This is a genomic window from Neobacillus thermocopriae (assembly GCF_010975035.1).
Classification (GTDB): domain Bacteria; phylum Bacillota; class Bacilli; order Bacillales; family Cytobacillaceae; genus Neobacillus; species Neobacillus thermocopriae.
Genome location: NZ_JAAIUV010000007.1, coordinates 59515 through 84079 on the forward strand (window position 1 = coordinate 59515; position 24565 = coordinate 84079).

The following is a 24565-nucleotide window of genomic DNA, read 5'->3' on the forward strand; positions in this document are numbered from 1 at the left end:
GGGGAAACGGAAATGAAAGCGGTCATGAAACATGAAGTTGGATATGACAATATGTCACTTGTTGATATTCCTGAACCAAAAGCAATCGATGATCTAGTAAAAATCAAGGTGGCTTATACAGGAATTTGTGGGTCCGATATCCATACGTTTAAAGGGGAATATAGTAATCCAACATTGCCCGTTGTTCTTGGTCATGAATTTTCAGGAGTTGTCGTGGAAGTTGGTAAAGACGTTAAACATGTAAAAGTAGGAGATCGTGTAACAAGTCAAACGACATTTGAAATTTGTGGAGAATGTGATTATTGTAAAGAAAAAGATTACAACTTATGTTCATACCGAAAAGGATTAGGAACTCAAGTAAATGGAAGTTTGGCAGAATACGTGATTTCAAGAGAAAAAAGTGTTCATGTATTACCAAAGGAAATTAGCTTAAAGGCAGCTGCATTATCAGAACCATTAGCTTGCTGTGTTCATGCCGCATTAGAGAAAACAACGGTTAGAAAAGAGGATAAAGTATTAATATTTGGTCCTGGACCAATCGGATTATTGCTTGCTCAGGTGGTTAAATCACAAGGAGCATTTGTTATTCTAACGGGCATAACGAAAGATAAGCCACGTCTACAACTGGCGAAATCTATGGGAATTGATGTAGTCGTAGATAGTCAGCAGGAAAACCTAGAGGAAATGGTTTTCAAACATACGAATGGATACGGAGCAGATAAGGTATTTGATTGTTCTGGCGCAGTTCCTGCCTTAAATCAAGGATTGCCGCTTGTAAGAAAAAAAGGAACGTTTGTCCAAGTAGGCCTTTTTGCAGAAAAAATAAATCCTCAAAATCAAGATGCAATTATACAGAGAGAAATTTCTTATATTGGTTGTCGTTCACAAAAACCAAGTTCGTGGAAAATCGCTTTAGAACTTCTGAAAAACAATAAGATTCATGTTGAAAAAATGATTACTAAGATTGTACCTTTGGAAAAATGGCGAACAGGCTTTGAATCTGTTATGCAAGGAAATGAAATTAAAGTGCTGGTTCAATCAAATGAAATTTAAAAATGGAAGATCCAAAACCGCTGATCATACAGCGGTTTTTTTATTTTAAGCTGTTCTCATCTTATAAAAATTTTTGTTAAACGGTATTTTGTGTATTTGGAGGATAATATTTAAAAAAATAAAAATACTAACAAATGTTCGGAGGTGTTTGGATGGAGCAGAATGATTTTGAAAAAATCTATGAACAATACAAGAAGCAAGGGGAGCAGCAGGCACACATAGAGACAGATGCAGGGAATCCAATTGGAAAAGAAGAATTTGTCGCTGTTAGAAAAAATGACAAAGGGAACATCATTGCTTTTAAGACAAATACGGGAAGGGAGTTGGATTATATAACAGCTCTCGAAGAAGCAAAAGCGGGTAAAATCGCCCATGTCGATGTTTTTCATAAATATGGTCGTGACATTATTCGAAGTGAGCCGGATGGTATCAAAGAAAATAATCTTGATCGTCTTCCAGAATTTTAATGATTTCCAAATTTTTTTTTACTTGAGACTCCTTTGAAAAGAGGGATTGTATGCATTGGTATGAAAAGTTAAACCAGTATTTCCCGATTGAAGAGATGAAATCTAAAGAGCATATGGAAACCTTGTTAAAAGAACGTTCAAACATCTATCACAAAGATGAAGGACCACATCATGTGATGATGTACGCCGAACTGAATGATTTTATTTTTGTGGATTACTTATTTGTATCCAAAAATGCTCGGGGCCAGGGGCTTGGACAAAAACTGATTGAGAAATTAAAGAAGAAAAAGAAACCAATCATCCTTGAAGTGGAACCAGTTAATTATGAGGACAGCGATACGGAAAAAAGGCTTCGTTTCTATAAACGAAATGGCTTTAAACATGCCCAATCGATTGGATATGAAAGAAGGTCCTTAGCGACGAATGAGGTAAATAAAATGGAAATCCTCTACTGGGCACCAAATAATGAATCGGAAGAAATGATTTATGAAGCAATGAAAAAAACATATCATCTCATTCATACGTATAAAGATGAACAATTTTACGGTGAATCCTACCAGCCGGTTGATGAGGTGCTTACATTTAACGAAGATACATCAAGTGAAAATATATTGGAGGATGTCTGAGGCTTCATTTTCTTTGTTTTTTTCTGCAGGTGGGAAGGGGAGACTTATGTGACTGCGGGGGCTCCCTTGCTACGTACTCCCGCAAGAATTTTTTTGTTCTGTATCATGTAGATGATCAATAAAAGTTTTATTTACCTTTTTGTTTTTCTTTTGTCTCAAAAGCAAACTCAACTAAATAAAAGAATAGATCCGCAATCAATTTAAAATGGATTATTAAGATTAAAAAAGGGGAGACACTCATGTCTCTCCTTTTTTCAATAACTTAATTCCTTTCAATAAACTCTATTTAGTATGAACAAGTTGTTTACTTTGCTCATACTGGGCGATTTTCTCTTCATATTTTAAAGTAACACCAATTTCATCCCAGCCGTTTAAGAGCATTTCTTTCGGGTAGGGGGCGATGTCGAATGTGAATTTAAAGCCCTCAGAATCGTAAACAATTTGATCTTCGAGATTTATTGTTAAAGTATAGCCTTCGGTTTCAGCTTTTTTCATAATGGTTTGAACTTGTTCCTCGGTGGCTTGGATGGCAAGAATTCCGTTTTTCACCGTGTTATTTTTAAAAATATCAGCAAAACTAGGGGCAATAATAACCCTAAAGCCGAAGTCTTGAACCGCCCATGGGGCATGCTCACGGGAAGAGCCGCATCCAAAGTTTTCACCGGCCACCAAGATGGATGCACCTTTATATTGAGGCTGATTTAATGGGAAATCAGGATTTGGATTTCCTTCGTCATCAAAACGCCAATTATAAAACAGGAATTGCCCGAAACCGCTTCGTTCAATCCTCTTTAAAAATTGTTTTGGTATGATTTGGTCTGTATCGATATTCGCTCTATTTATTGGGCAGACAATTCCTTGATGAATTCGTAATGGTTCCATGATTTAACCGACCTCCTGTGCTGAGAATGTACGGACATCAACAAAATGACCGGCAATCGCTGCAGCAGCTGCCATTTCTGGGCTCACTAGATGAGTGCGTGCACCTTTCCCTTGACGACCTTCAAAGTTGCGATTAGAAGTAGAAGCACAACGTTCTCCAGAAGGAATGAGATCATCATTCATTCCAAGACACATACTGCAGCCGGCATTGCGCCATTCAAAGCCAGCATCCGTAAAGACCTTATCTAGGCCTTCTTTTTCCGCTGCCATCTTTACACTGAAGGAACCTGGAACGACAATGGCTTTGACAGAAGGATGCACTTTCTTGCCGCGAATGATTTCGGCTGCCTTGCGCAAGTCACTTAGGCGGGAATTCGTACAGGAGCCAATGAACACATGGTCAATTTTGACACTGGATATCGGCTGCCCAGCTTCAAGCCCCATATATTCAAGGGCACGTTTGATTTCTTCCCGATCGTTGGCTTTATCCGCGTCTTCAGGATTTGGAACATTTGCCGAGATGGGGATGCACATACCAGGATTAGTTCCCCAGGTTACTTGTGGTTCGACTTCCGTTGCATCAATCTCAACTACTGCATCATATTCTGCCCCTTCATCAGTGGCAAGAGATTTCCAGCGGGTAACGGCTTCTTCAAATGCTTTTCCTTGGGGAACATGTTTTCTTCCACGCAAATATTCAAACGTTGTTTCATCAGGAGAGATCAGCCCAGCCCGCGCTCCTCCTTCAATGGACATATTGCAGACGGTCATCCTCTCATCCATAGACATTTCACGGATCGCTTCTCCGGTATATTCGATGATATACCCTGTCCCAAATTTAACTCCAAATTTTCCAATAATCGCAAGGATTAAATCTTTAGCAGTAACACCTTTTCCAAGTTTGCCTTTTACTTTTACATTCATTGTTTTTGGCGGTGCTTGCCAAAGAGTTTGGGTAGCCAAAACATGTTCCACTTCACTGGTTCCAATTCCGAATGCTAAAGCACCGAAGGCACCGTGCGTGGATGTATGACTGTCACCACAGACAATCGTTTTTCCTGGTTGGGTTAGACCAAGTTCCGGACCAATGACATGAACGATCCCGTTATCTGGGTGATGGATGTGAGCTAAAGGAATGCCAAATTCCTCGCAGTTTTGCTGTAATGTATCGATTTGCTTTTTTGAAATAGGATCTTCAATCACTAGTCTTTGTCGAGTTGGAACATTATGGTCCATAGTGGCAAAAGTGAGATCCGGCCGGCGCACTTTACGTCCATTCATTCGCAGCCCTTCAAAAGCTTGAGGGGAGGTGACTTCATGAACAAGGTGTAAATCAATATAAAGTAAATCCGGTTTTCCTTCTTCTCGATGGACTACATGTTGTTCCCAAATTTTTTGGATAATATTTTTTGGTCTTTCCATAGCTTTCTTCCTCACGTTATTAGATTAAAAGTTTGTTAAAAATAGAATAAATTTAATAGGTTAAGGGGAAAACCGCCGATTTCAAGGCGGTTTCCCAATGATTTTTTATTAAAAGTAACAACTTGCGATACATTTTGAGGCGCTCACAGTTCGGATATAATCAACGATTAACTTTGTCATTTCTGCTGTACCGACTTGGAATCCTCCGGCAATCCGAAGATCAGCCGTATGATATCCTGCATCTAATACCGACTGAACGGCATCTTCGATAATCTTCGCTTCATCTTCTAATCCAAATGAATAACGAAGCATTAACGCAGCTGATAGAATCATTGCAGTTGGATTAGCAATACCTTTTCCGGCAATGTCTGGTGCTGAACCGTGAACTGGTTCGTATAGGCCAACTCCAGCTTCGTTCAAGCTAGCTGAAGGGAGCATGCCAAGTGATCCAGTTAATACGGAAGCCTCGTCACTTAAGATGTCGCCGAACATGTTCTCCGTTACAATGACATCAAAATGAGAAGGATTTGTGATCAGTTTCATTGCTGCTGCATCGACTAATAGATGTTCCACAGCGACATCAGGGTACTGGGCTTTTTTCTCTTCAACGATTTCACGCCACATTTTGCTGGACTCAAGGACATTGGCTTTGTCAACGGAAGTTAGGCGTCCTCGGCGGCCTTGTGCTGCTTGGAATGCTTTGTCTATAATTCTTTCAATTTCTTGACGTGTATAGCTGAGAGTATCAACCACCACTTGACCATTTTCGCGACGTTCGCTAGGAGATCCGAAGTAAATGCCTCCTGTCAGTTCACGTACAATAAGGAGGTCGCTTCCACTAACGACTTCTTCCTTTAATGGGGAAGCAGGCAGTAAGTTTTTGAAACCTTTGATTGGTCTTAAGTTTGCATATAAATCAAGGGCCTTACGGATACCTAGTAGTCCGCGCTCAGGGCGAAGGTGGGAAGGATTATTATCCCATTTTGGTCCGCCAACTGCTCCAAGTAATACCGCATCTGCCTGTTTGCAAGCATCAACTGTTGTTTCTGGAAGGGGGGTGCCGTATTGGTCAATGGCTGCTCCTCCAATTTCATGGGTCTCAAAGCTGAAAGAGTGGTTATACTCTTCAGCAATTGCAGTTAATACTTCCTTGGCAGAATTCATGACTTCCTTGCCAATCCCATCACCGGGTAGTAGAACAATTCGCTTTTTCATTAGAAGCAACCTCCTTATTTTTAAAAATTCTGATTTTATAAAATGGTAATTGTAGATATGACACCTTTGAAAAAGGTGCCTAGGTTCTTATAGTGCAGCTGGTTCTTTCAGCACTGTATTCTGATTGAAAAAGACGCGATTTACTGCATTGACAAATGCTTTAGCTGAGGCTTCCAGCACATCTTGTGAAGAACCGCGCCCACTGACGTTAATTCCATTCACGGTCATTTTCACATGAACTTCCGCAAGGGCATCCCGTCCGCGCCCAACAGAGCTTAAGTTGAAATCTGTCAGATGAATTTCTTCCTTGACGAGTGCCTCCAATGTGTTATATAGGGCTTCAACACTTCCTCCACCAGTGCAGGCTGTTTCTACCTTAATCCCTTCTGGGGTAGTAAGAGCTACTGTCGCTGTAGGTAGGTTGGATGAACCATAGTGAACCTGGAAAGCAACCAGTTCATATTTCTTTATATCAACGGCTGCTGTTTGAATATCGGTTAGAATTGCGAAAAGATCTTCATCTGTGACTTCTTTTTTACGATCAGTTAATTGTTTAAAAGATTGAAAGGCTTCGTTCAGTTTTTCTTGGGATAATTCAAAGCCCATCTGTTCAATTTTATCTTTAAACGCATGACGTCCAGAGTGCTTACCGAGAACAAGGTCATTGGACTGAACGCCAACTAATTCGGGAGTAATAATTTCATAGGTTAACGCATTTTTTAAAACGCCATCCTGGTGAATGCCTGATTCATGAGCAAAGGCATTTTTTCCAACAACGGCTTTATTTCCTGGAACTTTCATCCCGGTAAAGCGGCTGACCAAATCACTGGTGCGTTTAATTTCTTTTAATACTAGATTGGTTGTGAATGGATATTTGTCTTTACGAATATTTAAAGCAACGGCGATTTCTTCTAAAGCAGCATTTCCAGCACGTTCGCCGATCCCGTTGATTGTACCCTCGACTTGGGTAGCACCGTTTTCAATAGCCGCTAGGGAATTGGCTACCGCCATTCCTAAGTCATCATGGCAATGGCAGGAGAGGGCAGCTTTATGAATATTCGGCACGTTTTCTCTAATGTAGCGGAACATACGGCCATATTCTTCTGGTGTTGTATAGCCAACTGTATCAGGAAGGTTAATAACGGTAGCTCCGGCATCAATCACTTTTGTAATGATTCGGACAAGAAAATCGAGATCGGAACGGGAAGCATCCTCCGCAGACCATTCCACATGAGTAAATTTCTTTTTCGCATAAGAAACCATATCAATCGCTGTCTGCATTACTTGTTCTGGTGTTTTCTTCAGCTTATACTCCATATGAATTGGGGAGGTGGCAATGAAAACGTGTAACCTTGGTTCCGCTGCTTCTTTCAATGCTTCCCATGCAATGTCAATATCCGATTTAACCGCACGTGCTAGACCGGTTACAGAAGAGTTCTTAATTGTTTTTGCAATGGCTTTTACTGCTTCGAAATCTCCTTGGGAGGAAGCCGGGAACCCGGCCTCCATAATATCAACGCCAAACCGTTCCAACTGTCTTGCTATTTCCAATTTTTCTAGCTGGTTTAAATTTACACCAGGGGATTGTTCGCCATCACGTAAGGTTGTGTCAAAGATATTAACGTGAACCATGTACCACCACTTCCTTCTTCTGATTTGGCTTTTTAATAAACGGCATTAACGCACGAAGCTCGCGGCCGACCACTTCGATTGGGTGGTTGTTTTCTGCACGGTTGATGGCATTAAATTGTGGACGATTAGCTTGGTTTTCAAGAATCCAGCCTTTCGCGAATGCCCCTGTTTGGATATCCTTTAATACTTCCTTCATACGGGCTTTTGTTTCTTCATTCACTACGCGTGGACCTGATACGAAATCTCCCCATTGTGCTGTATCAGAGATAGAGTAGCGCATATATTCCAACCCGCCTTCGTATAAAAGGTCCACAATCAATTTTAATTCATGTAGACACTCAAAGTAGGCAACTTCAGGCTGATAACCTGCTTCCACCAGTGTTTCGAAACCAGCTTTGATAAGGGCTGTTGTTCCACCACAAAGGACAGCCTGCTCTCCGAATAGATCGGTTTCTGTTTCTTCTTGGAACGAGGTTTGCAATACTCCTGCACGGGCTGAACCGATTCCTTTTGCATAGGCTAAAGCAAGGTCTTTTGCCTGACCGGTATAATCTTGATATACCGCATAAAGGGCTGGAACACCTGCACCTTCCGTGAAAGTACGACGTACTAAGTGGCCAGGGCCTTTAGGGGCTACTAGGAATACATCGACATCCGCAGGAGGGACGATTTGGTTAAAATGAATGTTAAATCCATGAGCAAAAACTAAGGCATCTCCAGCTTTTAGGTTCGGTTTGATGCTTTCTTCATACACTTTAGGCTGCAATTCGTCCGGCAACAAAACCATGACTACATCTGCTTGGGCAGTCGCTTCTGCAACAGTGGTAACTTGAACACCATCTTCTACGGCTTTATCCCATGATTTTCCTGGACGTAATCCAACAACAACATCGAATCCACTTTCTTTTAAGTTAAGAGCATGGGCATGACCTTGAGAGCCATAACCAATGATAGCGATTTTTTTCCCTTGTAATACTTCTTCTTGAATATCTCCGTTATATAATACTTTTGCCATTTTAATCATCCTTTCAATAAATTAGTGATTTATTTTAATAGAAAACTAGCTGATAATTCAGTTGTTTGTGGTTGATGCCCGCGAAGGAAAGCAGTCAACCCGGTTCTAGCAATTTCTTTAATGCCATAAGGGCGAAGTAAATCTATCAAAGCGTCGATTTTATCTGGTCGACCAGTAATTTGAATCGCCAAGCTATCCTTGCTTACATCAATAATCAGAGCACGGAATGGATCAATAATACCGTTAATTTCGCTTCGAAGCTGAGGGCTACTTGCCACCTTGATTAGGGCAAGCTCTCTGGCGACAATGGCTTTATCGGTAATATCGGAAACTTTTAATACATCAATTTGCTTGTTTAATTGTTTTGTAACCTGTTCAAGTCGCTGGTCATCCTCGACATCTACAACAAGTGTCATTTTGGATACCCCTTCAGTTTCCGCTGCTCCTACTGAGATGCTGGTGATATTAAATTGCCTTCTTTGTAAAAGACCGGTAACTCGGTTCAAGACACCACTACGATCTTGAACGGTTAAGGAGATGATTCGTTTCATTGTGGTTTCACCCCAATCATTTCATGAAGCCCTTTTCCCGGAGCAATCATTGGAAAGACTTTTTCCTGTTGAAGGACTCGACAGTCGATAAGAACCGGACCATCATGTGCCATCAGCTCAGGAAGAGAAGTGATCAACTCTTCTTGATTATCAATTTTTGCCCCTCGGATTCCATAGCTTTCAGCCAGTTTCACGAAATCAGGCTGCGTATGGAGTAGAGACTCGGAAATACGATTATCGTATAAAAGCTCTTGCCACTGACGAACCATTCCAAGTGCACCATTATTGACGATAATAATCTTGACTGGCAGATTCCTTTCATAAATGACAGACAGTTCTTGGAGTGTCATTTGGAAACCAGCGTCTCCGACAATAGCTACGACCGTGCTTTCCGGTGAGGCCATTTGCGCTCCAATGGCTGCAGGGAAGCCGAATCCCATCGTTCCAAGTCCACCTGATGTAATCCAGCGATGCGGTTTATTAAAAGTGTAATATTGAGCGGCCCACATTTGATGCTGACCAACATCAGTTGCAACAATGGCATCACCATTGGTCACTTTATGAATAGCTTGAATGAGCCATTGTGGGCTTATGCCACTTGGGTCAAGCTCATACCAAAGAGGGTAATCATTTTTGTACTGATTTAATTTTTCTCGCCATTTTTCACAATCTGGAGACTTCTCTGCTTCTTTTAAAAGCTCCATTAAGGCTACCTTCGCATCAGCGACAATTGGAATTTGAGTTGGTACATTTTTTCCAATTTCAGCCGGATCGATATCAATATGTGCTACTTTTGCGAATGGGGCAAAGTGTTTCAAGTTTCCGGTTAATCGGTCATCGAAACGAGCTCCGAAATTAATTAATAAATCACATTCATATAGAGCCATGTTTGCTGCATACGTTCCATGCATGCCGCCCATTCCTAAAGAGAGAGGGCTGTCTGCCGGGAAGGATCCTAGTCCGAGTAATGTCGTTACAACTGGTATTTGATGCTTTTCAGCAAAAGCTGTAAGTTCTTTAGAGGCGTGGCTGTGTAAGACGCCGGCACCAGCTAGAATAACTGGCTTTTTTGCTTTCGGAATAGATTCCGAGAGCTTCTTAATCTGCATCGGATTTGGCTTATAAGTTGGCTGATAGCCAGGTAAGTGGATGTTAACATCTTTGACAACTTCTGTAAGGATTTCAGATGAAATATCTTTCGGCACATCGACAACGACTGGACCTGGTCGTCCCGTGGTAGCAATATGAAAAGCTTCTTTGACGATTCTTGGTAAGTCGGCAACAGATTGTACTTGATAATTATGTTTTGTGATCGGTGTAGTAATTGCCATGATATCCGCTTCTTGAAAAGCATCGGTTCCGATTACTGTCCGTGCAACTTGGCCAGTGAATACCACGAGTGGAAGGGAATCCATCATGGCATCTGTAATTCCGGTAACCAAGTTCGTTGCTCCAGGTCCTGAAGTTCCAATGACAACACCCGGTTTGCCGGTAATTCGAGCGTATCCTTCTGCAGCATGAATCATTCCTTGTTCGTGGCGGAAGAGAACATGCTTGATAGAATTTTTTGCGCGATAGATCGCATCATAAATTGGAAGAACAGCTCCTCCCGGATAACCAAATATTGTATCAACGCCTTCTTCGAGCAACAGTTCAATCAGAAGGTCTGCACCAGTTTTTGGTGCGGTACTGGTTTGGAACTCCAGCTTTGCTTCTACTTTCACGTTGTATTTCCCTCCTTGTGATATTTGAATATTTGAAAAATTTAATGTCTAAAGTCACATTTAAAAAAGGCCACTTCTTCCCAATAAACTGCACTCAATCCTCAAACAGCAGTATAATCGGGGAGAAAAGGCCTTTCATTTTCTCGGTACCACCCGGTTCACAGCACCCTCACGAATGCTGCCTCATGAAGCGAAAACAAAATATCGCTTCTTTTTGTAACAGGTGTTCGTATGTAAACACCCGGTTAAACCTAATAGGTAAACAACCGTTCAGATTAACACTCAGGGATGATGTCAGAATAGGTTGTATTACTGGGCTTCCAGCAACCCCAGCTCTCTGTAAATACAAGCTCCTATTCCTTTATTCCCGTCATCGATTTATAATTATTTTTTTATCAATTGAACTTTTATTGATTAGTACCTTGCTTCACTATATAGAAGGGGGGTGGGGTACTAATGGTTCCCAACATAAAATTTATTAAATCTTCATAACCCCGCCAGTATTTGCGGAAGTGACCAATTTTGCATATTTAGCTAGGTAGCCGTTTTTAATTTTCGGCTCCGGTTTTACCCAGTTACGGCGCCTTTCGGCAAGTTCCTCGTCATCAACAAGGAGTTCAATGGAACGAGCCTCTAAATCGATTAAAATTTTGTCGCCATTTTGTACGAAAGCAATTGGTCCACCTTCAGCCGCTTCTGGTGAAATGTGGCCGATGGATATACCTCTACTTGCTCCTGAGAAACGGCCGTCCGTGATCAGGGCAACTTCTTTATCCAGACCGCGTCCGGCGATGGCCGAAGTTGGTGCAAGCATTTCTGGCATTCCCGGTCCGCCTTTTGGTCCTTCGTAGCGAATGACAACCACATGTCCTGCTTGAACGGTTCCGTTATTAATGCTTTCTAGTGCCTCATCTTGGGAATTGAATACAATTGCTTCACCCAAGAACGTTTTAATCGATGGGTCGACTGCACCTACTTTGATGACACTGCCGTCAGGTGCAATATTTCCATAAAGGATGGAAAGGCCGCCAACGGGACTATAAGGACGATCTTTTGGTCGTATCACGGTTTCATCAAGAATGGTTGCATCTTTTACATTTTCAGCTAACGTTTTTCCAGTAATGGTTATACAATCTTTATGAAGTGCGCCTTCCACTTTGCAAAGTTCGTTGAGAATCGCACTTACACCACCAGCACGATGGACATCCTGCATGGAAATATCGGATGCTGGCATGATTTTGGCTAAATATGGAACCTTTTCAGCGATTTTATTGATATCTCGCAAATCATATTCAATTCCTGCTTCATGTGCGATAGCTAATGTATGAAGAACGGTATTGGTAGAACCACCCATTGCCATATCTAAGGCAAAGGCATTGTCGAATGCTTCTCTTGTTAAAATATCTCTAGGTCGAACATCGTTTTTAATTAATTCTATTAAATGTCTAGCCGCCTGACGGATGAGTTCATACCTCTCTTCAGAAGTGGCAACAATGGTTCCATTGCCTGGAACCGTCATTCCTAGTACTTCCAGTAGACAGTTCATTGAGTTAGCTGTAAACATACCTGAACAGGAGCCACATGTAGGGCATGCATTACTTTCAATTTCAAGCAGCTGCTGCTGACTGATTGTACCTTTATGATAAGCACCGACCCCTTCAAAAACAGATGTAAGGGAAAGGGGTTTTCCTGTAGATGATACACCAGCTTCCATTGGACCACCTGATACAAATACAGAAGGTACATTAGTTCTGGCTGCTGCCATTAACATTCCTGGTGTGATTTTGTCGCAGTTTGGGATGTAAAAAACACCGTCAAACCAGTGAGCATTGATGACCGTTTCAGCACTGTCAGCAATAAGTTCCCGGCTAGGAAGGGAGTAACGCATGCCGATGTGTCCCATGGCAATTCCGTCATCTACACCAATCGTATTAAATTCAAATGGGACCCCACCAGCTTCACGTATTGCTTCTTTGACAATCTCACCAAAATGATTAAGGTGTTTATGACCGGGGATAATATCAATGTATGAGTTACAAACTCCGATAAACGGTTTATCCAAATCACTTGTTTTCACCCCGGTTGCGTATAACAAGCTGCGGTGGGGGGCCCGATCAATCCCCTTTTTAATCATATCGCTTCGCATGTTTCTATCTCCTAACTAACGATTGCATGGTTTACTTTTTCTGGGTAACAAGCTACACCATCTGTTGTGACTAACTTTCTAAATTCTTTTAAAAGCTCATTTGTAACTTTTCCTGGTTTGCCATTGCCGATTTGCCGTCCATCTACATCAATGACCGCAATGACTTCAACCGCCGTTCCTGTTAAAAATACTTCATCAGCCACATAGACATCATGTCTTCCAAAAGGGGTTTCCTGTACTTCATAACCCTTCGCTCGAGCAACATCAATAATGGCGTTACGGGTAATTCCTTCTAATGCTCCCAAGTAAATAGGCGGTGTTTTAATTACTCCATTTTTTACAATAAAGATATTGTCTGCTGAACCCTCTGTTACATAGCCCTGGTCATTAAGCATTAAGGCTTCCTGTACCCCGGCTTGATTGGCTTCCAGTTTAACAAGAATATTGTTTAAGTAATTAAGAGATTTAATTTGTGGGCTCAGTACATCCGGGCGGTTTCTTCTGCTAGCCACGGAAGCAATCTTAATCCCATTTTCATAAAGTTCCTTCGGATACATGGTTAATTCCTCTGCGATAATGATTACGTTAGGATTGGAGCAGGAGGCAGGGTCCAGTCCGAGATTTCCTTTACCGCGGGAAACAACGACTCGAATATAGGCACTTTCGAGTTGATTTTTTCTAACCGTTTCGACGATTAATTGCGTCATTTCTTCCTGTGTGTATGGAATCTTCAACATAATAGATTGAGCTGATTCATACAGCCGTTTCAGGTGAGCGTCAAGTCTGAATACGTTGCCGCTATAAACTCGTATGCCCTCAAATACCCCATCACCGTATAAAAATCCATGATCATAAACTGAAACCACAGCATCTTCTTTCTTGACGAACTCTCCGCCAAGGAAAATCCATTGACATCCCAACATAACCACTCCTTTTTTGATAAAACGCTTTATATGAATAAACTTAACTATGAAAAGAAAAGCCTTGCCCATCTCATCAAAATGGTGATATACAAAGGCGTTTTTGAAGTGAATTTCTTATTTTCGATAATCTTACACCCATTTAGAGACAGGGTCAATATAAAAATCTGATAATTCAAACTAGTTAAAAAAATTGGGAGCGTTTACAATATTGGTACAACAAGGAATGGAAGAAATATATTTTTTTGAAAATTTTTTAAAAGGGGAAATTTGAAAGCGTTTTAATAGAAGGGGTAAGAGAAATTTTTAATTCCAAAATGGTTATTAATGGAAATTGGGAAGTGGTTGGAACAGATCTTCATTTATTGCTTATGTAGAAAAAATGGCGGCTCCAATAATGATGCCTTTTGGGCCGCCTGAATAAAATGTGTGATTACGCATTAAGCTTTGGTTCGACTTGGATGGCTGTTTTTTGTTTCTTTTCAATAATGGGTTTAGGCTTAACCATTTCAGGATAGCCGTAACTTCCATGTTCGCTAATATCAAGACCAATGATTTCTTCTTCTTCGGTTACACGTAATCCGTTCATTAATGCCTTCATGATGGATAAAAGAATAAACGAAACAATAAAAGCAAAAGCCCCACAAACAATCACTCCTAAAGCTTGAACACCAAGTTGGTGGAACCCGCCTCCATAAAACAGTCCCGCTTGGCCGACAGTGGCCAGTTCTGGAGTGGCAAAGAATCCAGTTGATAATGTTCCCCATATTCCAGCCGTCCCATGTACAGAAAGGGCAGCAATAGGGTCATCAATTCTTTTCTTCTCAAAGAAACGAATGCTAAAGAATACAAGGATTCCAGCGATGAAACCGATCAAGACAGCAGCCCATGTATCAACAAATGCACAGGAAGCTGTAATGGCAACCAAACCTGCTAATGCTCCATTTAGCATCATTGGTACATCTGCTTTTCCTAGAACAATCCAGGAGATGGTCATCGCAGCAATTACCCCAGCACCAGCCGCCAAGTTAGTATTGACAGCGACAAATCCGAAAAAGGCGTTGTCAACAGACAGAGTACTTCCCGCATTAAATCCAAACCATCCAACCCATAGGATTAAGACGCTAAGAGCAGTAAATACTTGATTATGCCCTGCAAGATTATTGGCTGAACCATCTTTATTGTATTTTCCAATACGTGGTTTTAGGATTATTGTCGCTGCAAAAGCTGCCATTGCACCTGTCAAGTGAACGACAGTGGAACCGGCGAAGTCTTGCTTCCCATGCTCTGCTAACCAACCGCCACCCCAGATCCAATGGGCAATCGGAGGATAAACGATAATGGAAAATAGGACAGCAAAGATTAGATATGCACTAAGTTTAGCTCTTTCAGCAAATCCACCAAACGCAATAGTTAAGGAAATGCCAGCAAACGCTAATTGAAATAAAAAGAATACTGGTCCTGATAGTCCTAAGCCTTCCACTTCATATCCAGAATAAAAGAAATCCGAAAGACCGATTAAAGAATTTCCTTCTCCAAAAATGAATCCATAACCGACTGCCCAAAACATGATGGAACCTATACCAAATGTTAAGATTGTTTTTCCAGCGATATGTCCGGCATTTTTCATACGGGTAGATCCTGTCTCAAGAAGGATAAACCCCCCAATCATTAGGATGACAAGAACGGCACCAATCATCACCCACATGCTGTTCATTAAAAATGTCGTATCCATTTTTTCTCCTCCTTTATTTTATGTTCATCTTTCTAACAATTTGGATATATTTGAATTTTCTTACATATGTAAGATTTTTTTCTACAATTATGTAAGGAAATATAACAAATATTTTTTTGAACTGGTTTTTTATTGAACTGGTGGAGTGAGCGGAGGAAAAGGACACAAAAAAAAAAGCCATTAAGAATAAGGGCCTTTACGTATACCAAAATGGGCATTCAATTGTCCTTGAATCATTTTTCTTTTCATTTCATCTGGATTCTGTTTCTTTTGAGCACGAAGCATTTCTTTTCTTATTTCATGTGTTTGCACACCATCTTCAATTTTGTTGGCGATTTCTACTAATAATTCAACATCCTCGAAAGAGTATTTTCGGTTTCCTCCCGGAGTACGCTCAGGAAAAATAAGCTTGCGTTCTTCATAGTAGCGAATTTGCCGTTCGGAAAGTCCTGTCAGCTCTTTGACAATCCCAATGGTAATCACTTTTTTATATTTATAAGACGAATCACTTCCCATTTTAGTCACTCACCACACTTATTTATTTCTTACATTTTATACAATTTTAATCCAGTTAGCACCAATCATGTTAGAAATTCTTACATTGATTTCGTTATGTAAAAAACCAGGGAAGGACTCCCTGGTTTTTTAATACTCCCCATCAAATGGTGTGAATGGGAAGTTAAATCGTCTTTCTACTGCCCGCAGACGTTGATTTACCCGTTGTAAACGGCGCTCCAATCGGGTAACTCTCCTTTCTAATTGTTCGATTTCTCTCTGTTGGCGATTATTTTCTCTTTCTAACTGGCTAACTCTGCGCTCCAACTGTGGTTGGCGATCTGGATCATAGGATTCTGTCGGTACATAAGGATTGATTTGTTCTGGCGTGGCATAAGAATTGTAATCATAAGGGTACTGTGGAAATTGGTAGTATCCATATGGGTTCATTAGGCAACTCTCCTTTTGTTTATGAATGCCCTATACATTATGTAGGCAATCATGGAGAAGTAACGGCGAATGCCTAGATGATTTTTTGGAAGAAATAATACCTTAAATTAAGGAGAGGTCCTTATGCATGGGAGTAGTTATTTTTTACCATTAAAAGATATATTCACAAAACTATTTTACCGTATTAAAATAATAATCAACTATTGAATGTATATTTACAAATTTAATAGTATAAAAATGTAATTTTAGAATATTATCTATTTTTGTAAAAAACCACTTTAAAAATAGTAGGGAATGATGTATATTCTAAACATTAAAAAAATTATAAAGATAGTAAATTAGAGGAGGTTAAACATATGAAAAAATTTAAATGGTGGGCAACATTGATAGTTTCAGCGTTCCTTTTAGTACTTTCTGCCTGTGGAGCAAGTGAAACGAGCGGCGGAGGAGAGAAGAAGAAGAAGTTAAGGGTTGTTACAGATGCGGCTTATGCCCCATTCGAATATCAAGATAAGGGAGAAGTAGTCGGATTTGATGTTGATTTCATAAAAGCAGTTGCCAAGCAGGCAGGGTATGAGTTAAAAGTGGAGCATGTTGGTTGGGACCCATTATTTGTAGAAATTAAAGGGAAAACGGCAGATCTAGCAGTTTCTGCTATTACGATTAATGATGATCGAAAACAAACTTATGATTTCTCCGTACCTTACTTTTTGTCAACGAATAAAATTCTAATTCCAAAAGATAGCGATATTAAGAGTGCTGCAGATTTAAAAGATAAAGTTGTTGCTGTTCAAAACGGAACTACTGGACAAGAAGCAGTTGAAACTCTATTAGGTAAAGAAAATAAAAATGTGAAAAAATTTAAAGATAATAATCTGGCAATCATGGAATTAAAGAACGGCGGTGCAGATGCGGTAGTAGCGGATAATACCGTCATTGAAGAATATGTAAAAAATAATCCAAATGAGAATTTTATTGTCATTGAAGATGATGGAGCTTTTGAAAAAGAGTTCTACGGCGTATTGTTCCCTAAGGAAAGCAAGTTGAAGGTCGAATTCGATAAAGCGATTAAAGAAATGATGGAAAATGGCGAATATGCGAAAATCTACAAAAAGTGGTTTAAAGTAGATCCGGATTTAACGGAACTCAAAACGCAGCAATAATAATTGGTTACAAAAATTGCGTAACTCGTACAGCCTGGCAGTTACGCAATTTTTCTCTTAAATACATCGTGATGGTCTGTAGGTTTTTATAGGGGGATTTTATAAATATGGATATTCGTTGGGATTTACTTGCTGAATATGCTCCTTTTTTTGTAAAAGGGACGCTTTTAACGATTGGACTTTCTGTTTGTAGTATTTTATTAGGAACGATTTTTGGTTTATTCATCGGACTGGGAAAAATGGCACAGAATAAGCTGATTTCGCTGCCATTTAATATTTATATTACTTTTTTTCGCGGGACGCCACTATTAGTGCAAATTCTATTAGTTCATTTTGGTTTGGTGCCTCTAATATGGGGAGAAACCAATGGCATTCTAGCCGCAATTATTGCTCTTTCACTAAACTCAGCCGCCTATGTAGCCGAGATTTTTCGCGCTGGAATCCAGTCGATTGATAAAGGGCAAATGGAAGCAGCTCGTTCACTTGGGATGAATCATGTACAGGCTATGCGTTATGTCATATTGCCTCAGGCATTTAAACGTATGATACCTCCACTTGGAAATGAATTTATTGTCCTAATTAAAGATTCGTCCTTAGCGGCAATTATTGCCGCCAAAGAACTCATGTATTGGGGACAGGCTATGCAGGGGCAGTATTATCGTGTATGGGAGCCATATCTGACAGCCGCATTGATTTACCTTGTATTAACTTTTTCGTTAAGTCTATTGCTATCTCGACTTGAAAGAAGGTTGGCTGTACAATGATTGAAGTGAAAAATTTAAAAAAGACATTTGGCAATAATGAAGTTCTGAAGGATATTAGTGTGACTATTAATCCTCAAGAAGTAGTAGTGGTGATTGGGCCGTCCGGTTCCGGCAAGTCAACCTTCCTGCGCTGCCTAAATTTGCTGGAAACAATTAATGGTGGTCATGTTTGGATTGAGGGGAAGGACATTACGGATAAAAATACGGATATTAACAAAATTAGAACCGAAGTAGGCATGGTGTTTCAGCAATTTAACTTGTTTCCGCACAAAAAGGTAATTGAAAATATTATGCTGGCACCTGTAAAAGTTAGGAAAGTATCACCAGAAAAAGCAAGAGAAAAAGGATTAGAGCTTTTGAGGAAAGTAGGGTTGGCGGATAAAGCGGAAGCCTATCCAGATTCTTTATCAGGCGGACAAAAGCAGCGGGTGGCCATTGCCAGAGCCCTCGCGATGGAACCGAAAATTATGCTCTTTGATGAGCCTACTTCAGCACTTGACCCAGAAATGGTCGGTGAAGTTCTTGAAGTTATGAAACAGTTGGCCAAAGAAGGAATGACCATGGTCGTCGTCACCCATGAAATGGGGTTTGCTAAAGAAGTAGGGGATCGTGTCCTATTTATGGATGGCGGTGTGATTGTAGAAGAAGGTAATCCTAAGGAAATTTTCGAAAATCCACAGGAAGAGCGGACAAAGGCATTTTTAAGTAAAGTATTGTAATAAAGGAGGCAGGTTAAGCCTCCTTTTTTGTATATATTAGACTTTAAGAAATGTCTAGAGATTTACGATATGTCAATATTTAATCGCTATCGCTTTTCTAATAGATAAGATCGTGTCTTTTCGACTTAGAGAACTGTCTAGCTTCAGTGCCCTAGCAATAGTATCCTTCGGTCTCCACCCTACGATAAGTCAACATCGAATCACCTTCGGCTTTTCGTGTTTCCTATATCTCGGTTGGAGGCCACCACAAAGAAGGGTTCGTCAGCATCTGCATCGCACGACCAAAAGCGATAGCTTTTGGGAGGAGGCCATACGCAGCTGTCCAGAGGGCTTCCGCTTTTCTGACTCTAAACTGAAATACATATGTTACAATTTTAATAAATAGATTTGTTAGAATCGTATAATTGGGACTTATAATCATCAATAGCGTCGAATAGTATAAGGAATAGTTATGTCTCTTTTTTACATATTAATGAAAATTGAATGTTTGTAATTGGAGGGAAAGAAATGGCGATAGAACAGCAGTTAAAAGATAAAACCTATTATCAAATGTTCATCAATGAACATGAAAATATTCATCCCATCCTCGCCCTTGGAGAGGCTTTTCAGGAAGAGGCTCAAAAAGATTTGCCTGATTTAGCCGATATACGGTTTGCGCAAGGGGAAGTGTATTTTCACCATAAGGATTATGAAGCTGCTATTTTTAAATGGGAAAATATTACAAATGAACTTGAACCTTGGGCGAGAAAAAATATAGCCGATGCTTACTATGAGCTGGGAATGTTATCTCAAGCCGAAGATATTTATACAGCATTGGAAGTAGACGATCCTACACTTAGAGCAGAAGTAGCATTAAAGTTGTTTTCACTTTACATTCATCGTGAAAAAGTCAATGAGGCAGTGACAACGATTAAAAAAGCCGTTCAAACCAATCCTGATTATCCAAATGTTACGAGTATTGCTCGTGATTTTTTTGAGAAGGAAGAAGACTGGTCTAATGCGGTGGAACTAGCAGTCAATGAAGCAAAGCGAACAGGATCACTAGAATGGTTTGATATATTGCTATCTTATATTGAAATGGGTGTAACAAAAGCTTTTGCACCAAACTATTTTACGCAAGCATTAGTGAACCTGTATAACATCGATGTGAAGAAGTTTGAGCAACTTGTTTCCGCGTTTTGGAATAGTTGGCGTAATGAAAATACCTATCTCACATGGATGAATGAAGTAAATCATCTCTTATTAAACCTTGATTTGAATCGAGATGATAATTGGTCAGAGCTTTCTAAACTCCATAAGGAAACATATATAAGTTTGATTGCCGGAGGGTATTTTATTAAGGAACTTCAAGATTATGTTCCTGTATTGCTGACAAACTGGATGCGTTTGGCTGATAACAAAAACATTGTTCCGGCTGCTGCATCTGTTTTAGCGTGGAATGAACTATTTCCTGCTAGTTTGGCTGTCAATATAGTGGAGGAGGCTGAACAACTTATTAGCGTGACCTCGTTTGACATGGATGAATTGGAGGAATGTCTGAAACTATTTGAAGCCATTATGACTTGGGCTGAATCCAATGAAATGGGTAACAACAATCGGGTTCGGTGGATTGTGGAGAAAATAGTAGATTTTGATACACAACATTTACTTGTTACAGGTATTTGTGATAGTGGGAAATCTACTTTTATTAATACCATTCTCGGGGAAGATCTGCAGGATAGTCCAACTTCATCTGTAGTCATGTTCAGTCATGGGCAGGAGGAAGAAATTTTTGAAATTAATGATGAGGAATGTAGGAAGCTTTCTGGATTCTCGGATTTCCGGGAACGAATGGGACGCCTCCGCAATGCATTGAATTCTATTATTGAATTTAACTATCCTAACAACTTTTTAAAGGAACAAAAGTTTGCATTGATGGATACACCTGGACTGAATGGAAATCAACAGGATCACTATGAGGTTTTTAAATATTTACAGGTGGCAGATTCCATTTTATTTGTTCTAGATGCCAATGAACCACTAACGAATAAGGAGCGCGCAATTATTAATCAAATACAGGAGCAGGCGCCGGATTTACCGATTCATTTTATTATTAGTAAAATGGATGTATTTGAGGATGAACAAGATGCATTACGAATTTTTGAAGAGACGAAAGAGGCAATCCATTCATCTTGGCCAGATGCTCAAGTGATGCCGTTTTCTTCGCAGTATGACCGAAATCAGCAGATTGGTGACCTTAAAGAGTTTTTGAAATTATGTAAGAATACGAGAAACATAGAAGATAAGCGCCTAGCCAAATTGCTTTATTATATTAGAACGACGATTGCCGGACTCCTGCAGAAACGGATTGATATAGAAAATCAATTAATAGAAACGGTCCGTTGGAACGAAGAAATGCACATGAAATTGAATGGTGGGCTTAATCAATTGAAAGATACGGAGCTCCATAAATCGCGCATGATTACAAAAATGTTTGCGGAAATAAAGGAATCCGTTGAAGTTGAATTGATAGAAAATGTCCCTAAAATACTAAAAGCGTGTGCGGAATTAATTAAGGAAGACAGTAATTTTAGCACCATTCATTTAGACCTTAACAAAGAAATGAATAAACGCCTTCAGGATTACCTGGAAGAGCAGGTTATGCCAAAATTTTATCGTACTATGCAAGAATGGATTGAGAATTGCCAAGAAGAGCTTGGACAGAGCCAAGAATTTTTATATGAACTTGGTGATGGATTCAACCAAATGTATGGAGAGGAATATGTAAAGCTTGATTGTGATTTTAAAGTGTTGGATGACTGGCGCCGTGATATTGACCGAATGACAAGTCACTTCCAATTGGAAACTGTGAATATATTACTGCGCCGCACTCCTTCACAAATTTTACTTAAGAGTGCTGGTAAGCTATTTGGTGCGCTTTCGCAAAATAAGTCGATGTTATTTAACAAGTATAAATCCTTTGTAGAAAATGAAGATTATTATGAAATAGCCAAAACGGTTTCCCGGCAATTTTTCCAGCCGTTTGAGCTGTTTGAAAAATCATTTGAGCGGGATGTTCACTTATTTTATAAAAATCCATTGAATCAATTGAATCGCTGTCTAGAAGAGGCACAATCAGAAATCGAATTGAATCAGGAAAAATTAAAAGAGTTAAACGCCAATCCGGAATTGTTCCGTGATCCGTTGACATTGTTTGAAGTGCGCCTCCGACAGTTTGAGTGGATGACAGTAGCTGGGAAAGGAATGCAAACCGTCTATTAAATGTTTTTAGGAGATGTCGACAGTTTGATGCGACATCTTCTTTTTTTATAAAAACTAGTTTGTTACCGAATTTTGAATTGGACTGGTTGTTTTCTTAGTTTAAATTTTCTGAATTTTATGCTAATATTTAAGGGGTGAGAATATATAAAGCGAATGTCTACAGGGTAAACATCTTATCTCAAAAACTTGTTTACATAAACTTCTATAAAGAAAATATATTTTCTTGCAGGAGGAATTTTTTATGAAAATGGAAGAATGCCGTGCGATTGTTACCGGTGGAGCATCGGGATTGGGGGAAGCAACCGTTCGAAACATCGTACAAAAAGGTGGAAAAGCGGTCATATTTGACCTATCGGAGGAAAATGGTCAACGTCTCCAAAAAGAATTGGGTGAATCTGTTTTATTTTTAAAAGCCGATGTTACGAAGGAAGCAAACATTCAGGAATTAGTACGGAAAGCGTCAGAATTTATGGGAGGAATTAATAGTTTAGTAAATTGTGCCGGCATTGCGATTGCAGAAAAAGTGATAGGGAGAAAAGGAATTCATGATCTATCACTATTTTCCAGAGTAATCAGTGTTAATTTAATAGGATCCTTTAATGTCCTTCGCATTGTAGCCGAAAACATGATTAGGAATGAGCCAAATGACCAAGGGGAAAGAGGCGTTATTATTAATACTGCATCTGTTGCAGCATTTGAAGGTCAAATTGGCCAAGCTGCCTACAGTGCATCTAAAGGTGGCATTGTTGGAATGACCCTTCCGATTGCTAGAGAGCTAGCCCGATACGGAATTCGTGTCATGGCCATAGCTCCGGGACTTTTCCATACTCCAATGTTTAATACGCTTCCTCAAGAAGCAAAGGAATCACTTGGAAAAATGGTTCCTTTTCCATCGCGGCTTGGTAATCCAAGTGAATATGCCCAACTAGTCCAAAGCATTATTGAAAACCCAATGCTGAATGGTGAAACGATACGCCTCGATGGTGCCATTCGGATGCAACCAAAATAATAGAGTAATTTTATAATCTTAGTGCTCTCCAATTGAGAGAAAGGAATCACGGAAGTTAGAGGTGATTCGATATAAATGATCGTACGGTGGATGATAGAAAGTGAGGAAAAATATAATGCGTGAAGTGGTAATTGTTGAGGGTGTCCGTACCCCTATTGGAAGAAAAAATGGAGTGTTAAAAGATATTCGTCCAGATGACTTAGCGGCGTTAACACTAAAAGAACTTGTTAACCGTGCAGGAATTGAACCTGCAATGGTGGATGACGTGATATTAGGATGTGTATCTCAGGTTGGCGAGCAGGCCGGAGATATTGCTAGAGTTGCCGCTTTAATTGCTGATTTCCCTATTGAAGTGCCAGGAACAACAATAGATCGCCAGTGCGGATCAAGCCAGCAGGCCATTCACTTTGCTGCCCAAGCAATCCTTGCAGGTGACATGGATATTGTTATCGCAGGCGGTGTAGAAAGCATGTCACGTGTTCCTATTGGTTCTAATTACCAAGGGGCTAAGGACCCTTACAGCCCCAACTTGCGAAAGAAGTATGAAATGATTCATCAGGGAATATCTGCTGAAAGGATTGCTGAAAAATATGGGTTTTCACGTGAACAGCTTGATCAATTTTCTCTAGAAAGTCATAAAAAAGCCATTAAGGCCCAGGAAGAAGGTCGGTTTGACAAGGAAATCATACCAATTGAAGTGAAACTTGAGGATGGTACGACAGTAGTGGTAAAAGAAGATTCCGGTCCCCGAAAAGATACATCCTTAGAAAAACTAGCCAGCCTAAAGCCGGCTTTTAAAGAACAAGGAGTGATTCATGCCGGTAACTCCAGCCAGATTAGCGATGGTGCTGCCGCCGTATTGCTTATGTCCCGTAAAAAAGCGGTAGAACTGGGTTTGAAGCCACGCTTTCGTGTCCATACCCGTGTTGTCGTCGGTTCTGATCCAACCTTAATGCTAACAGGACCAATTCCAGCCACACAAAAAGCATTGGAGAAAGCCGGCTTGTCCATTCATGATATTGATATATTTGAAGTGAACGAAGCCTTTGCATCTGTGCCACTTGCATGGCTGAAGGAGGTGAGGGCAGACCCGGCTAAGCTCAATCCAAATGGCGGAGCAATTGCACTGGGCCATCCGCTTGGAGGCAGTGGTGCGCGATTGATGGTTACTATGATGCACGAACTGGAACGTACCGGTGGGCGCTATGGTCTGCAAACAATGTGTGAAGGCCATGGCATGGCAAATGCGACGATCATCGAGAGATTGGACTAACCATTCTCAATCATATGAGAATACTTGTTCGTTAACTATGTGC

At 40.2% G+C, this 24565-nt stretch carries 21 protein-coding genes; 9 read left to right on the forward strand and 12 right to left on the reverse strand.

The genetic code is table 11. The annotated features are described in order from the left end of the window. The first annotated feature begins 12 nt into the window (after positions 1-12). The 3 genes from G4Z05_RS06425 (at position 13) to G4Z05_RS06435 (ending at position 2146) form a co-directional block, all read left to right on the forward strand. Positions 13-1053: a zinc-binding dehydrogenase gene (locus G4Z05_RS06425; protein WP_163251049.1), complete on the forward strand. Its 1041-nt coding sequence runs from the start codon at positions 13-15 to the stop codon at positions 1051-1053. 152 nt (positions 1054-1205) lie between these two features. After that, positions 1206-1520: a DUF3892 domain-containing protein gene (locus tag G4Z05_RS06430; RefSeq protein ID WP_163251050.1), complete on the forward strand. Its 315-nt coding sequence runs from the start codon at positions 1206-1208 to the stop codon at positions 1518-1520. A 50-nt stretch (positions 1521-1570) separates the two neighbouring features. Then, entirely contained in the window at positions 1571-2146 is a 576-nt protein-coding gene (locus G4Z05_RS06435) for a GNAT family N-acetyltransferase (RefSeq protein WP_163251051.1), read from the forward strand. A 282-nt stretch (positions 2147-2428) separates the two neighbouring features. On the opposite strand, the gene leuD is transcribed toward G4Z05_RS06435, so the two are convergent. The 12 genes from leuD to G4Z05_RS06495 form a co-directional block, all read right to left on the reverse strand. Next, a complete protein-coding gene (gene leuD / locus G4Z05_RS06440; protein WP_163251052.1) occupies positions 2429-3028 on the reverse strand; it encodes a 3-isopropylmalate dehydratase small subunit in 600 nt (199 codons plus the stop codon). A 3-nt stretch (positions 3029-3031) separates the two neighbouring features. Then, complete coding sequence (leuC, locus tag G4Z05_RS06445; protein WP_163251053.1) at positions 3032-4450, reverse strand: 3-isopropylmalate dehydratase large subunit; 1419 nt, start codon at positions 4448-4450, stop codon at positions 3032-3034. A 108-nt stretch (positions 4451-4558) separates the two neighbouring features. After that, positions 4559-5665: a 3-isopropylmalate dehydrogenase gene (gene leuB, locus G4Z05_RS06450; RefSeq protein ID WP_163251054.1), complete on the reverse strand. Its 1107-nt coding sequence runs from the start codon at positions 5663-5665 to the stop codon at positions 4559-4561. 87 nt (positions 5666-5752) lie between these two features. Then, positions 5753-7297, reverse strand: a complete 1545-nt coding sequence (locus G4Z05_RS06455; protein WP_163251055.1) for a 2-isopropylmalate synthase — start codon at positions 7295-7297, stop codon at positions 5753-5755. Beyond that, the gene (ilvC, locus tag G4Z05_RS06460) at positions 7284-8312 is read right to left on the reverse strand and encodes a ketol-acid reductoisomerase (protein ID WP_163251056.1); all 1029 of its coding nucleotides are present in this window, start codon (positions 8310-8312) and stop codon (positions 7284-7286) included. Before ilvC ends, G4Z05_RS06455 begins: the two co-directional genes overlap by 14 nt. 29 nt (positions 8313-8341) lie before the next feature. Then, complete coding sequence (gene ilvN, locus G4Z05_RS06465; protein WP_163251057.1) at positions 8342-8863, reverse strand: acetolactate synthase small subunit; 522 nt, start codon at positions 8861-8863, stop codon at positions 8342-8344. Further along, positions 8860-10587 carry an acetolactate synthase large subunit gene (gene ilvB, locus G4Z05_RS06470; RefSeq protein WP_163251058.1) on the reverse strand — a complete coding sequence of 576 codons (1728 nt, stop codon included), beginning with the start codon at positions 10585-10587 and terminating at the stop codon, positions 8860-8862. The genes ilvN and ilvB overlap by 4 nt, the downstream gene beginning before the upstream one ends. Before the next feature lie 478 nt (positions 10588-11065). Further along, on the reverse strand, positions 11066-12733 hold the full coding sequence (ilvD, locus tag G4Z05_RS06475) for a dihydroxy-acid dehydratase (RefSeq protein ID WP_163251059.1): 1668 nt from the start codon (positions 12731-12733) through the stop codon (positions 11066-11068). An 11-nt stretch (positions 12734-12744) separates the two neighbouring features. After that, complete coding sequence (gene ilvE, locus G4Z05_RS06480) at positions 12745-13653, reverse strand: branched-chain-amino-acid transaminase (protein WP_163251060.1); 909 nt, start codon at positions 13651-13653, stop codon at positions 12745-12747. 433 nt (positions 13654-14086) lie between these two features. Next, the gene (locus tag G4Z05_RS06485; protein WP_163251061.1) at positions 14087-15388 is read right to left on the reverse strand and encodes an ammonium transporter; all 1302 of its coding nucleotides are present in this window, start codon (positions 15386-15388) and stop codon (positions 14087-14089) included. Positions 15389-15568: 180 nt separating this feature from the next. Continuing rightward, the gene (locus G4Z05_RS06490) at positions 15569-15904 is read right to left on the reverse strand and encodes a MerR family transcriptional regulator (protein ID WP_163251062.1); all 336 of its coding nucleotides are present in this window, start codon (positions 15902-15904) and stop codon (positions 15569-15571) included. A gap of 129 nt (positions 15905-16033) precedes the next feature. Further along, positions 16034-16333: a hypothetical protein gene (locus tag G4Z05_RS06495; RefSeq protein WP_163251063.1), complete on the reverse strand. Its 300-nt coding sequence runs from the start codon at positions 16331-16333 to the stop codon at positions 16034-16036. Positions 16334-16689: 356 nt separating this feature from the next. On the opposite strand from G4Z05_RS06495, the gene G4Z05_RS06500 reads away from it, so the two are divergent. The 6 genes from G4Z05_RS06500 (at position 16690) to G4Z05_RS06525 (ending at position 24522) form a co-directional block, all read left to right on the forward strand. Continuing rightward, positions 16690-17496, forward strand: coding sequence for a basic amino acid ABC transporter substrate-binding protein (locus G4Z05_RS06500; protein ID WP_163251064.1), 807 nt, complete (start codon positions 16690-16692; stop codon positions 17494-17496). 107 nt (positions 17497-17603) lie between these two features. Further along, positions 17604-18260 (forward strand): amino acid ABC transporter permease, encoded by a 657-nt coding sequence (locus G4Z05_RS06505; RefSeq protein WP_163251065.1) that lies wholly within the window; start codon positions 17604-17606, stop codon positions 18258-18260. Further along, complete coding sequence (locus G4Z05_RS06510) at positions 18257-18979, forward strand: amino acid ABC transporter ATP-binding protein (protein ID WP_163251066.1); 723 nt, start codon at positions 18257-18259, stop codon at positions 18977-18979. The genes G4Z05_RS06505 and G4Z05_RS06510 overlap by 4 nt, the downstream gene beginning before the upstream one ends. A 507-nt stretch (positions 18980-19486) precedes the next feature. Further along, entirely contained in the window at positions 19487-22240 is a 2754-nt protein-coding gene (locus G4Z05_RS06515; protein ID WP_163251067.1) for a dynamin family protein, read from the forward strand. 241 nt (positions 22241-22481) lie between these two features. Continuing rightward, entirely contained in the window at positions 22482-23249 is a 768-nt protein-coding gene (locus tag G4Z05_RS06520) for a 3-hydroxyacyl-CoA dehydrogenase (RefSeq protein ID WP_163251068.1), read from the forward strand. 115 nt (positions 23250-23364) lie between these two features. Next, on the forward strand, positions 23365-24522 hold the full coding sequence (locus G4Z05_RS06525; protein WP_163251107.1) for a thiolase family protein: 1158 nt from the start codon (positions 23365-23367) through the stop codon (positions 24520-24522). The last annotated feature ends 43 nt before the right edge of the window (positions 24523-24565 follow it).